9 protein-coding genes and 1 pseudogene are annotated in these 12,302 nt (G+C 65.8%); 8 read left to right on the forward strand and 2 right to left on the reverse strand.

What is annotated here, in order from left to right:
* Position 1: 1 nt before the first annotated feature.
* Entirely contained in the window at positions 2 to 1,042 is a 1,041-nt protein-coding gene (locus tag IRZ56_RS08635; protein ID WP_196144574.1) for an ABC transporter ATP-binding protein, read from the reverse strand.
* A gap of 531 nt (positions 1,043 to 1,573) precedes the next feature.
* On the reverse strand, positions 1,574 to 2,725 hold the full coding sequence (ydcS, locus tag IRZ56_RS08640) for a putative ABC transporter substrate-binding protein YdcS (protein WP_196144575.1): 1,152 nt from the start codon (positions 2,723 to 2,725) through the stop codon (positions 1,574 to 1,576).
* A 213-nt stretch (positions 2,726 to 2,938) separates the two neighbouring features.
* Here ydcS and IRZ56_RS08645 point away from each other — a divergent pair, with 213 nt between their 5' ends.
* From IRZ56_RS08645 to IRZ56_RS08680, 8 genes and pseudogenes are all read left to right on the forward strand, one after another.
* Positions 2,939 to 3,661, forward strand: a complete 723-nt coding sequence (locus tag IRZ56_RS08645; protein WP_196144576.1) for a tellurite resistance TerB family protein — start codon at positions 2,939 to 2,941, stop codon at positions 3,659 to 3,661.
* A 114-nt stretch (positions 3,662 to 3,775) separates the two neighbouring features.
* A complete protein-coding gene (locus tag IRZ56_RS08650) occupies positions 3,776 to 5,398 on the forward strand; it encodes a methyl-accepting chemotaxis protein (RefSeq protein WP_196144577.1) in 1,623 nt (540 codons plus the stop codon).
* 5 nt (positions 5,399 to 5,403) lie between these two features.
* The gene (locus IRZ56_RS08655; protein ID WP_196144578.1) at positions 5,404 to 5,910 is read left to right on the forward strand and encodes a chemotaxis protein CheW; all 507 of its coding nucleotides are present in this window, start codon (positions 5,404 to 5,406) and stop codon (positions 5,908 to 5,910) included.
* Positions 5,907 to 7,157: a CheR family methyltransferase gene (locus tag IRZ56_RS08660; RefSeq protein WP_196144579.1), complete on the forward strand. Its 1,251-nt coding sequence runs from the start codon at positions 5,907 to 5,909 to the stop codon at positions 7,155 to 7,157. The genes IRZ56_RS08655 and IRZ56_RS08660 overlap by 4 nt, the downstream gene beginning before the upstream one ends.
* A complete protein-coding gene (locus IRZ56_RS08665) occupies positions 7,154 to 7,819 on the forward strand; it encodes a chemotaxis protein CheW (protein ID WP_419183255.1) in 666 nt (221 codons plus the stop codon). Before IRZ56_RS08660 ends, IRZ56_RS08665 begins: the two co-directional genes overlap by 4 nt.
* The gene (locus IRZ56_RS08670; protein ID WP_196144580.1) at positions 7,816 to 10,095 is read left to right on the forward strand and encodes a hybrid sensor histidine kinase/response regulator; all 2,280 of its coding nucleotides are present in this window, start codon (positions 7,816 to 7,818) and stop codon (positions 10,093 to 10,095) included. Before IRZ56_RS08665 ends, IRZ56_RS08670 begins: the two co-directional genes overlap by 4 nt.
* Positions 10,092 to 11,105: pseudogene (locus IRZ56_RS08675) on the forward strand (chemotaxis response regulator protein-glutamate methylesterase). The gene IRZ56_RS08670 and the pseudogene IRZ56_RS08675 overlap by 4 nt, the downstream one beginning before the upstream one ends.
* Before the next feature lie 51 nt (positions 11,106 to 11,156).
* Positions 11,157 to 12,161, forward strand: a complete 1,005-nt coding sequence (locus IRZ56_RS08680) for a response regulator (protein ID WP_196144581.1) — start codon at positions 11,157 to 11,159, stop codon at positions 12,159 to 12,161.
* Positions 12,162 to 12,302 lie beyond the last annotated feature (141 nt).

The raw sequence follows: 12,302 nt of genomic DNA on the forward strand, positions 1-12,302 counted from the left end.
TTTACTGCACCTCGCCAGGCAAGGTTTCCCGCAGTCCGGTCATCGCTGCCCGTGGCCAATGGGCCTGCACGCGCTGGCCGGGTTGCCAGGGAAACGGGTGCGCCTGCCATTGGTCATTGGCTTGGCTCACGGTCAGCAGCAGGCCATCGTCCAGCTGCACGTCATAGCGTGTGGCGCTGCCCTGGTATTGGATGTCATGCAGCAGGCCGCTGACCTGGATGTCTTGGCTGGCATCGGCCTGGCCGCCGAGGCGGATATGCTCGGGGCGGATGGAGAACGGCGATGCATCCCCCGTGAGTCGCCTGGCCAGGTCGCCGCGGATCACGTTGGAGGTGCCGACGAACTGAGCGACGAAGGTGGTCGCCGGTTTCATGTAGAGGTTGCGCGGCGTGTCGACCTGCTCGATACGCCCGCGGTTGAAGACCGCGACCCGGTCGGACATGGACAAGGCCTCGGACTGGTCATGGGTGACGAAGATGAATGTAATGCCCAGTTGGCGCTGGAGCTTCTTGAGCTCGCCCTGCATTTGCTCGCGCAGCTTGAGGTCCAGGGCACCGAGGGGCTCGTCGAGCAGCAGCACCCGTGGGCGGTTGACCAACGCGCGGGCCAGGGCCACACGTTGGCGCTGGCCGCCGGAGAGTTGTGCCGGCCGGCGTTCGGCGTAGCCGGCCAGGGCCACCATGGCCAGGGCTTCGTCAGCCCGTGCGTAGCGTTCGGGCTTGGCTACGCCCTTGACCTTCAGGCCATAGGCGATGTTGTCGCGTACATTCATGTGCGGGAACAACGCGTAGTCCTGGAACACCGTGTTGACGTCGCGTTGGTAGGGCGGCAGGCCGGCAGCTTCCACGCCGTGCAGGCGGATCGAGCCGCTGCCGGGCTGCTCGAAGCCGGCGATCAGGCGCAGGCAGGTGGTCTTGCCCGACCCGGAAGGGCCGAGCATGGAGAAGAACTCGCCTTCTTGGATGTCGATGCTGACCCGGTCGACGGCCATGACCTCGCCGAATGCGCGGGTGACCTCGGTGAGCTGGACGGCTAGGGGCATTGCGTTGGCTCCGTGCAATCGTTGTCTTCTGCCTGACCGGGCTTGCCCTTGCGATGCAACGGCGATGGCAGCGCCGGCCCAATCGCGGGACGAGCCCGCTCCCACAGGATTACCGCAATCGTGAAATAACGCTGTCCCTGTGGGAGCGGGTTTGCCCCGCGATCAAGGGCTAGCCCTTGCCAGCAGCGGCGATGGCAGTGCCAGCCCAATCGCGGGACGAGCCCGCTCCCACAGGATTACCGCAATCCTGAAATACCGCTGTCCCTGTGGGAGCGGGCTTGCCCCGCGAACAAGGGCGAAGCCCTTGCCAGGCAACGGCGGAGGCAGTGCCGGCCCATCGCGGGACGAGCCCGCTCCTACAGGATTACCGCAATCCTGAAATACCGCTGTCCCTGTGGGAGCGGGCTTGCCCCGCGAACAAGGGCGAAGCCCTTGCCAGCAGCGGCGATGGCAGTGCCAGCCCAATCGCGGGACGAGCCCGCTCCTACAGGATTACCGCGATCCTCAGATTGGGAAATGCGTCAATCGCTCTCAACGCCCTCCCATGATCGCGATGTAGTCCTGGGTCCAGCGGCTATAAGGTACGAACTTGCCGCCCGAGGCCTGTGGGGTCTTCCAGAAGGCGATTTTGTCGAAGTTGTCGAAACCGTTGGTCTTGCAACCCTCGGCACCGAGCAGTTCGCTGCCGGTGCACGCAGCAGGAACTGCCGGCAGCGAACCGAACCAGGCTGCCACGTCACCTTGCACCTTCGGCTGCAGGGACCAGTCCATCCACTTGTACGCGCAGTTCGGATGCTTGGCCTGGCTGTGCAACATGGTGGTGTCCGCCCAGCCGGTGGCACCCTCCTTCGGTATGGTGGAGGCCACCGGCTGGTTGTCGGCCTTGAGGCTGTTGACCATGTAGCCCCAGGAGCTCGAGGCGACGACGCCTTCGTTCTTCACGTCGCTCATCTGTACCGTGGCGTCATGCCAGTAGCGATGGACCAGCGGCTGTTGCTGGCGTAGCAGGTCGAGCACGGCCTTGTACTGGGCCTCGTTCAGTTCATAAGGGTCCTGGATGCCCAGTTCCGGTTTGGCCGACTTCAGGTACAGCGCAGCATCGGCGATGTAGATCGGCCCGTCGTAGGCTTGCACTCGCCCCTTGTTGGGCTTGCCGTCCGGCAGGTCCTGGGGCTCGAAGACCACGCTCCAGCTGCTCGGTGGTTGCTTGAATACCGTGGTGTTGTACAGCAGCACGTTCGGGCCCCATTGGTACGGCGTGCCGTAGACCTGCTTGTCGACCACGTACCAGCCGCCGTCGCGCAGGCGCGGGTCGATGTTCTTCCAGTTGGGGATCAGCGCGGTATTGATCGGTTGCACCCGCTTGCCAGCGATCAGGCGCAGCGAGGCATCGCCCGAGGCGGTCACCAGGTCGTAGCCACCCTTGGTCATCAGGCTGACCATCTCGTCGGAGGTCGCGGCGGTCTTCACGCTCACCTTGCAGCCGGTGGCCTTCTCGAACCCGGTGACCCAATCATAGGCCTTGTCGCTCTCGCCGCGTTCGATGTAGCCGGGCCAGGCCACGATATCCAGGCGCCCTTCGCCGTCGCCGAGACTCTGGGGCAGGCCGGCGGCCTGCAGGTGGGCGCTGGCCAGCAGGGCGCAGGTCACGGCGCTGGACAATGCGGTCTTGTGCACTGGCATGGTGTTCCCTCTTTTTAACGTTCTAGTCGGGGCAGTCGTCAAGAAAGCAGTGAAGCGATGGGATAAGCGTAGTGCGGTTGGCGCGGGCCGCAGTCGAGTCTAGTTCGTTTTTATCGAGTAGCCGCGCAACATCCGGAAGCAAATGCATTAAGCGTGAATTCAGTGTGCGGGCCTACTCTGGGACTTTCCTTTCCAGCGAAGAGGTAATGCCAGATGAATACCCGTGGCTTGCTCGACCAACTGCTCAAGTCCGGCCAACAGTTGCTGCAGGATTCGCCAGGCAAGGGCGGCGCAGGCAAGGCTTCCGGCCTTGGCGACCTGCTCGGCGGCCAGGCGGGCAAGGGCGGTCTGGGCAGCCTGCTCTCCGGAGCCGGCGGCGGCGCGCTGGCGGCAGGTGCCATGGGCTTGCTGCTGGGCAACAAGAAGGCCCGCAAGTACGGTGGCAAGGCCCTGACCTATGGCGGCCTGGCCGCCCTCGGCGTGCTGGCCTACAAGGCGTACGGCAACTGGCAGGCGCGCCAGGGCACGGCCCAGCCGCAGGAGCCGCAGACCCTCGACCGCCTGCCTGCAGCCCAGGCCGAGCAGCACAGCCAGGCCGTGCTGCGCGCCCTGGTGGCGGCCGCCAAGTCCGATGGCCATATCGACGAACGTGAGCGGGCATTGATCGAAGGCGAGTTCGTCAGGCTCGACAACGACCGCGAGCTGCAGCACTGGCTGCATGCCGAACTGAACAAGCCGCTGGACCCGGCCGAAGTCGCCAGTGCCGCGCAGACACCGGAAATGGCCGCCGAGATGTACCTGGCCAGCGTGATGATGGTCGACCAGGAGAACTTCATGGAGCGCGCCTACCTGGATGAACTGGCGCGCCAGCTGCGTCTGGACGCGACCTTGCGCCAGGAGCTGGAAGCACAGGTCAGGCTCGCCGCGGGGCAATGACCGGCATGGGCAGGGATGCCCCCTTCACCCTTTGATTGAGCTGCGATTGCGCTGGTCGCCTACGCTATACTCTGGCGATTTTCCCCGCTCGTATCGAATTCCTGAGGGCTGAATGTGAAGAACTGGACCTTGCGCCAACGGATCCTGGCAAGTTTCGCCGTGATCATCGCCATCATGCTGCTGATGATCGTGGCCGCCTACTCACGGCTGGTGGCGATCGAGGCAAGCGAGGAGTCGGTGGGGTCCGACAGCATTCCAGGTTTCTACTACAGCTCGATGCTGCGCAGTGCCTGGGTCGACAGCTACGTGACCAGCCAGCAACTGGTGGGGCTGTCCAGCCGTCGCGAGCTGACAGCGGCTGACCTGGCGCAGTTCAAGTCGTTCGAAGAGCACCTCAAGCAATACATGGCCAGCTACCAGAATACGATCAACGACCCGGACGACCAGACCGCCCTCGATACCTTCAGGCGCCTGGAAGAGGACTACATCAAGATCCTCGACCAAGTCCTTGAAGCCTATCGGCAGAAGAACTATGACGAGGCCGAGCGCCTGGTCAACGATGTACTGACGCCAGCCTGGGTCAACGGTCGCCTGCACCTGAACGGGGTGATCGAGCGCAACCGGGAATCGGCCGAGTCGGCGACCAACGATATCGTCACTGCGGTGGCGACCGCCAAGGGCAGCATGGTCGTTTCGTTGCTGCTGGCGATCGTCGCCGCCGGCATCTGCGGCCTGTTGCTGCTGCGCGCGATCACAGCGCCCGTGCAGCGCGTCGTGCATGCACTGGACAAACTGCGCTCGGGCGACCTGAGCATGCGCCTGAGCCTGGATCGCAAGGACGAGTTCGGCAGCATCGAGACCGGCTTCAACGAAATGGCCGAGGCCTTGGCCAATCTGGTGGCCCAGGCCCAGCGCTCCTCGGTGCAGGTGACCACCTCGGTTACCGAGATCGCCGCCACGTCCAAGCAACAGCAGGCCACCGCCACCGAGACCGCCGCCACCACCACGGAAATTGGCGCCACCTCGCGTGAGATCGCCGCCACCTCCCGTGACCTGGTGCGAACCATGACCGAGGTCACCTCCGCCGCCGACCAGGCCTCTGTGCTCGCCGGCTCCGGCCAGCAGGGCCTGGCGCGCATGGAAGAAACCATGCACCAGGTGATGGGCGCTGCCGACCTGGTCAACGCCAAGCTGGCGATCCTCAATGAGAAGGCCAGCAACATCAACCAGATGGTGGTGACCATCGTCAAGGTGGCCGACCAGACCAACCTGTTGTCGCTCAATGCCGCCATCGAGGCGGAGAAGGCCGGCGAGTACGGCCGTGGTTTCGCCGTGGTCGCCACCGAGGTACGCCGCCTGGCCGACCAGACGGCCGTGGCTACCTACGACATCGAGCAGATGGTGCGCGAGATTCAGTCCGCCGTGTCGGCCGGGGTCATGGGCATGGACAAGTTCTCCGAGGAAGTGCGGCGGGGCATGTTCGAAGTCCAGCAGGTGGGCGAGCAGTTGAGCCAGATCATCCACCAGGTACAGGCCTTGGCGCCGCGGGTGCTGATGGTCAACGAGGGCATGCAGGCCCAGGCCACCGGTGCCGAGCAGATCAACCAGGCCTTGGCCCAGCTCAGCGATGCCAGCACCCAGACCGTGGAGTCGTTGCGCCAGGCCAGCTTCGCCATCGATGAACTGAGCCAGGTGGCTGCCGGACTGCGCGGCGGCGTGTCGCGCTTCAAAGTCTGACCGCGATGAACGACGTGCAGCTCCAGGAGGAGCAGGCAGGGGATAGCAAGGGTACGTTGTACCTGCAATTTCGCATTGGTGACCAGCGTTTTGCGCTGGATGTGCGCGAGGTGATCGAGGTATTGCCGCGCCGTACGCTCAAGCCCATCGCTCAAGCCCCTGCGTGGGTGGCGGGTATCCTGGCCCACCGCGGTGCGCTGGTGCCAGTACTGGACCTGTCGGCGCTGAGCTTCGGTACCCCGGCCCCCATGCGTACCAGCACCCGGTTGGTGCTGGTGCACTATCTTGGCGACCAGCAATTGGGCCTGGTCCTCGAGCAAGCCACCGATACCCTGCGTTGCCGCCCCGACGAATTCCAGCCCTATGGCGTGGACAATACCGATGCGCCGTACCTGGGGCCGGTACGCCAGGACGCCAGCGGGCTGATGCAGCGTATCGAGGTGGGCGACCTGCTGCCGGACGATGTGCGCCGGTTGCTGTTTCCTGAGCTACCCGGGCAGGTGACGGCATGAGCCAGCAGCATTTCTTCCGCTTCCTGCAGGAGCGTATCGGCCTGGACGTGGACTCGGTCGGTGCGCCCATGGTCGAGCGGGCGTTGCAGCAGCGTTGCGCCGCTTGCCAGGCAAGCGACCTGGACGACTACTGGCTGCGCCTGCAACAGTCGGCAGACGAGCAACAGGCGCTGATCGAGGCGGTGATCGTCCCGGAAACCTGGTTCTTCCGCTACCCGGAGTCGTTCACTGCCCTGGTGGGCCTGGCCCATAAGCGCCTGGCCGAGCTGGCTGGCGCCCGCCCGCTGCGCATTCTCAGCCTGCCCTGTTCGACGGGCGAGGAGCCTTATTCGATCGCCATGGCGCTGCTCGATGGCGGCATGGACCCGGCGATGTTCCGCATCGATGGCATCGACATCAGCCCCAGTTCCATCGCCCGCGGCGAGCAGGCGGTATATGGGCGCAACTCCTTCCGTGGCATCGACCTGGCCTTCCGTGACCGGCACTTCAGTGAAACCGACGAAGGCCATCAACTGGCCGAGCGGGTGCGCGACCAGGTCAACCTGCAGGTGGGCAATGTGCTCGACCCCCTGCTCAAGAGCCGCGAAGGGCTCTACGACTTCGTGTTCTGTCGCAACCTGCTGATCTATTTCGACGTGCCGACCCAGCGGCGGGTCTTCGAAGTGCTCAAGCACCTGACACATGCCCAGGGCGTGCTGTTCATCGGCCCGGCCGAGGGCAGCCTGCTGGCGCGCCTGGGCATGCGCCCGCTGGGCATCGCCCAGTCGTTCGCCTACGTTCGTCAGCAAGACCCACCGCCCCCGGCCAGCCGCCCGGTACCTGCCGTTCGCCCAGTGACGATGCCGCCCTTGGCGCCGCGTCCGGTGGTTCGGCCCGCCCGTATGCCTCGTCCGCTGCCTGCGGTTTCCCACGCACCGGCCCAAGGCGAAGGCGAGCGGCAGTTGCTCGAGCGCATCGCGCGCCAGGCCAATGCCGGCGACAGCGAACAGGCTCGGGCCAGCTGCCAGCAGTATCTGCAACAGTTCCCGCCCAAGGCCCAGGTCTATTATTGGCTGGGCCTGCTCAGCGACACCGAAGGCGATATCCAGGCCGCACTCAGCCATTATCGCAAGGCGCTGTACCTGGAGCCGCAGCACCCTGAGGCGCTGGTGCACCTGGCAGCCTTGCTCGCTTCCCTGGGCGACGAGGCAGGGGCCCGTCGGCTGCAGGCGCGGGCTGCGCGTGCGGGGCGGGAGTCTGAACGATGAGTGACGTACAAGGGATGCACCTGATCGCTCGGGATGACGAGCTCATCGACGACTGTTGGAACCGCATCGGTGTGCACGGCGACAAGCAGTGCCCGTTGCTCGAACGTCATGTCCATTGCCGTAACTGCCAGGTCTATGCCGCGGCGGCCACCCGTCTGCTGGACCGCTATGCCCTGCTGCAGGACGAGCAGGACGTGGTGCTGCCGCCGGAGGAAGACAGCGCCGGGCGCTCCATGCTGCTGTTCCGCCTGGGCGAGGAGTGGCTGGCCCTGGCCTGCGCGTGCCTTGCGGAAATCGCGCCGCTGCAGGCCGTGCATTCATTGCCGCACCAGCGTTCACGGGTGTTGCAAGGCGTAGCCAACGTGCGCGGTGCGTTGGTGCCGTGCCTGTCGCTGGCCGACCTGCTGGGCATGGAACTACTGCCGGCCCAGGATCGCAATGGCCGGGTCATGCCACGCATGCTGATTCTTGCGGCCGAAGGTGGCCCGGTGGTCATCGCGGTGGACGAGATCGATGGTATCCACCGGCTGGACCCAGCGCGCCTGGTCGATGGCCAGGACGCCGCGCATTTCACCGCGGCGGTACTGCAATGGCGTGGCCGCAGCGTGCGGGTGCTGGATGAACGACACGTACTGTCTGCCGTGAAGCGGAGCCTGTCATGACCCCTGAACAAATGCGCGACGCATCGCTGCTCGAGCTGTTCAGCCTGGAAGCCGAGGCCCAGACCCAGGTGCTCAGTGCCGGCCTGATGGCGCTGGAACGCAACCCGACCCAGGCCGACCAGCTGGAAGCCTGCATGCGCGCGGCCCACTCTCTCAAGGGCGCCGCTCGCATCGTCGGCATCGATGCCGGGGTCAACGTGGCCCATGTCATGGAGGACTGCCTGGTGGCCGCCCAGGAGGGGCGCTTGCTGCTGCGTGCCGAGCATATCGATGCCCTGCTGCAGGGTACCGACCTGCTGATGCGTATCGCCACGCCGGGCGATGAGGGCAGCGAAGCGGCGGTGCCGGCCTTCCTGGCGCAGCTGGCCAGCCTGCTCGACCCCAACGCACCGGTTGCCGCCGAATCGAGCGTGCCTGCCAATCCGGCGTCGTCTGCGACCGTGGAACCGGACGCGGCAGTGGTCGTGAGCGAGCCGCAGGCCGAGCCCGGCCCGTCGCGCAAAGCCGCCAAGCGCGGCGGGGAAGGGGCTGAGCGGGTGCTCAGGGTGACGGCCGACCGCCTCAACAGCCTGCTGGACCTGTCGAGCAAGTCGCTGGTGGAAACCCAGCGCCTGAAGCCTTACCTGGCCAGCCTGCAGCGCCTCAAGCGCATGCACGGCCAGGGCATGCGCGCCCTCGATGGGCTCAAGCAGCAGCTCGAAGGCAGCGGTCAGAGCCAGGAGGTGCTCGAAGCCCTGGCCCAGACCCAACGCCTGTTGGGCGAAACCCAGCAGATCCTGCAACAGCAGGCTGCTGAAATCGACGAGTTCGGCTGGCAGGCCAGCCAGCGTGCACAAAACCTCTACGACACGGCGCTGGCCTGCCGCATGCGTCCCTTCGCCGATGTCCTGGCCGGGCAGAGCCGCATGGTCCGCGACCTGGGGCGCTCCCTGGGCAAGCAGGTGCAATTGCAGGTCGAGGGCGAAAAGACCCAGGTCGACCGCGACGTGCTGGAGAAGCTCGAAGCCCCCTTGACCCATCTGCTGCGCAATGCTGTCGACCATGGCATCGAGCTGCCCGAGCGGCGCCTGCTGGCGGGCAAGTCGGTCGATGGCACGTTGCGCCTGCGTGCGTCCCACCAGGCTGGGCTGCTGATTCTCGAACTGAGCGACGACGGCGCCGGCATCGACCTTGAACGCCTGCGCCGCAGCATCGTCGAGCGTGCGCTGTCGCCGGCCGAGACCGTGGCGCAGATGAGCGAGGCGGAGCTGCTGACTTTCCTGTTCCTACCGGGCTTCAGCCTGCGTGAGCAGGTCACCGAGGTGTCCGGGCGAGGCGTTGGCCTGGATGCGGTGCAGCACATGGTGCGCGAACTGCGCGGCTCGATCGAGCTGACCCAGGTGTCCGGCCAGGGGTGCACCTTCCATCTGGAAGTGCCGCTGACTTTGTCGGTGGTGCGCAGCCTGGTGGTGGAGGTGGGCGGCGAAGCCTACGCTTTCCCGCTGGCGCACATCGAACGCACCCTGGAGGTGTCCGCCGAACAGATCGTGCAGATCGAAGGGCGCCAGCACTTCTGGCACGAGGGCCGTCACATCGGCCTGGTGGCCGCGAGCCAGTTGCTCAACCGCCCGGCAGGGCAGGACGACGAACGCAGCTTGCGGGTCGTGGTGATCCGCGAGCGCGACCAGCTCTACGGCGTGGCGGTGGAGCGCCTGGTCGGCGAGCGGGTACTGGTGGTGATGCCGCTGGATGCGCGCCTGGGCAAGGTCCAGGACATTTCCGCCGGTGCCTTGCTCGACGATGGCTCGGTGGTGCTGATCATCGACGTCGAAGACCTGCTGCGCTCGGTCGAGAAGCTGCTCAGCACCGGGCGCCTGGAGCGTATCGAGCGTGGTGCCCGGGGCGGGCGCGGCCTGGTGCGCAAGCGCATCCTGGTGGTGGACGACTCGCTCACCGTGCGCGAGCTGCAGCGCAAGCTGCTGGGCAACCGTGGCTACGATGTGGCCGTGGCGGTGGACGGCATGGACGGCTGGAACGCCTTGCGCAGCGATGATTTCGACCTGCTGATCACCGATATCGACATGCCGCGCATGGACGGCATCGAACTGGTCACCTTGGTACGTCGAGACCAACGGCTGCAATCGCTACCGGTAATGGTGGTGTCCTACAAGGATCGTGAAGAAGACCGGCGACGTGGACTGGACGCCGGTGCCGACTACTATTTGGCTAAGGCCAGCTTCCACGACGACGCGCTGCTGGACGCGGTGGTGGAGCTGATCGGAGGGGCCCAGGGATGAAGATCGCCATCGTCAACGACATGCCCATGGCCGTGGAGGCCCTGCGCCGCGCCCTGGCCTTGGAGCCCGAGCACCAGGTGCTCTGGGTGGCGGCCAATGGCGCCGAGGCGGTGAGGCTGTGCGCCGAACAAACCCCGGACCTGATCCTCATGGACCTGATCATGCCGGTGATGGACGGCGTCGAGGCCACTCGCAGGATCATGGCCGAGACCCCGTGCGCTATCGTCATCGTCACGGTCGACCGCAAGCAGAACGTGCACCGGGTGTTCGAAGCCATGGGCCATGGTGCCCTGGATGTGGTCGACACGCCGTCGCTGGGGGCCGGGGATGCCCGGGAAGCGGCCGCGCCGCTGTTACGCAAGATCCTCAATATCGGCTGGCTGATCGGCCAGCAACGGCCCGCGACGACCCGGGCTGTGTCGGCGCCGCTGCCTGAAGCGTCCCAGCGTCGTGGCCTGGTGGCCATCGGTTCCTCGGCAGGCGGGCCGGCGGCCCTGGAAGTACTGCTCAAGGGGCTGCCACGCGAGTTCCCGGCGTCCATCGTGCTGGTCCAGCATGTCGACCAGGTATTCGCCGCCGGCATGGCCGAATGGCTCAGCGGGGTGTCCGGCCTGCCGGTACGCCTGGCCTGCGAAGGCGAGCCGCCGCAGCCGGGGCAGGTCCTGCTGGCGGGCACCAACCACCATATTCGCCTGATGCAAGGCGGCCAGCTGGCGTATACCGCCGAGCCGGTCAACGAGATCTACCGCCCCTCGATCAACGTGTTCTTCGAGAGCGTGGCGCGCTATTGGACCGGCGATGCCGTCGGCGTGCTGCTCACCGGCATGGGCCGCGACGGCGCCCAGGGCCTCAAGCAGATGCGCCAGCGAGGGTTCCTGACCATCGCCCAGGACTAGCAGAGTTCCGCCGTCTATGGTATGCCCAAGGCCGCCGCGGCGATCGACGCAGCTGTGGAGATCCGGCCGCTGGAGCGTATCGCCGGGCGGTTGATGGAGATCTATCCAAAATGAAGTTATGTATTGAGTCACGCCGCCTGGCCGGCCGTGACCAGGTGAACAGGCATGAATGATCTACCGATCGAAGGTTTCACGACCATCAACGAAAGTGCGGCGATGGTCCTGCTGGTCGACGACCAGGCGATGATCGGCGAAGCGGTGCGCCGTGGGCTGGCCCACGAGGAGAACATCGACTTCCATTTCTGCGCCGACCCGCACCAGGCGGTGGCCCAGGCCATGCGCATCAAGCCCACGGTCATCCTCCAGGACCTGATCATGCCGGGGCTGGACGGCCTGACCCTGGTGCGCGAATACCGCAATAACCCGGTCACCCAGGACATCCCGATCATCGTCTTGTCGACCAAGGAAGACCCGCTGGTCAAGAGTGCCGCCTTCGCTGCCGGCGCCAACGACTACTTGGTCAAGCTGCCGGACAACATCGAGCTGGTGGCGCGGATTCGCTATCACTCGCGCTCCTACCTGACCCTGCTGCAGCGCGACGAAGCCTACCGCGCCCTGCGAGTCAGCCAGCAGCAGTTGCTCGATACCAACCTGATGCTACAGCGGCTGATGAACTCCGACGGCTTGACCGGGTTGTCCAACCGCCGCCACTTCGATGAGTACTTGGAGCTGGAATGGCGTCGGGCCATGCGTGAGCAGCAGCAACTGTCGCTGTTGATGATCGACGTGGATTATTTCAAGGCCTACAACGACAGCTTCGGCCACCTGGCGGGCGACGAGGCCCTGCGTCAGGTGGCCGAAGCCATCCGTGGTTCCTGCTCGCGCCCCACCGACCTGCCGGCGCGCTATGGTGGCGAGGAGTTCGCCCTGGTGCTGCCCAATACCTCGCCCGGCGGGGCGCGGTTGATCGCCGAGAAGCTGCGCCAGACGGTGCTGGCGCTGAACATTCCGCACATCGCGCCCCAGCCTGATGCGCACCTGAGCGTGAGCATCGGCTTGGCGACCCTCACGCCCGGCATCGGCAGCCATAGCCGGCAGCTGATCTCGGCGGCCGACAAGGGGCTGTACCTGGCCAAGAACAACGGGCGCAACCAGGTGGGTGTGGCCTGATCCGGAAGCGCTTCGGCCCGAATCGCCGGCAAGCCGGCTTCCACCCTGAGCGTGCACACGAACCCTGTGGGAGCCAACTGTCTTGATTTGCTTGCCCCGGTCCTATCGCTGGCAAACCAGCTCCCACAGGTACGGCGGTGT

It is taken from the genome of Pseudomonas guariconensis, from assembly GCF_015680235.1.
Classification (GTDB): domain Bacteria; phylum Pseudomonadota; class Gammaproteobacteria; order Pseudomonadales; family Pseudomonadaceae; genus Aquipseudomonas; species Aquipseudomonas guariconensis_A.

Bases quoted from the DNA above. Each gene is read 5' to 3' on its own strand.
- IRZ56_RS08635 (WP_196144574.1), bottom strand. From the start codon at position 1,042: ATGCCCCTAGCCGTCCAGCTCACCGAGGTCACCCGCGCATTCGGCGAG.
- ydcS (WP_196144575.1), bottom strand. From the start codon at position 2,725: ATGCCAGTGCACAAGACCGCATTGTCCAGCGCCGTGACCTGCGCCCTG.
- IRZ56_RS08645 (WP_196144576.1), top strand. From the start codon at position 2,939: ATGAATACCCGTGGCTTGCTCGACCAACTGCTCAAGTCCGGCCAACAG.
- IRZ56_RS08655 (WP_196144578.1), top strand. From the start codon at position 5,404: ATGAACGACGTGCAGCTCCAGGAGGAGCAGGCAGGGGATAGCAAGGGT.
- IRZ56_RS08660 (WP_196144579.1), top strand. From the start codon at position 5,907: ATGAGCCAGCAGCATTTCTTCCGCTTCCTGCAGGAGCGTATCGGCCTG.
- IRZ56_RS08665 (WP_419183255.1), top strand. From the start codon at position 7,154: ATGAGTGACGTACAAGGGATGCACCTGATCGCTCGGGATGACGAGCTC.
- IRZ56_RS08670 (WP_196144580.1), top strand. From the start codon at position 7,816: ATGACCCCTGAACAAATGCGCGACGCATCGCTGCTCGAGCTGTTCAGC.
- IRZ56_RS08680 (WP_196144581.1), top strand. From the start codon at position 11,157: ATGAATGATCTACCGATCGAAGGTTTCACGACCATCAACGAAAGTGCG.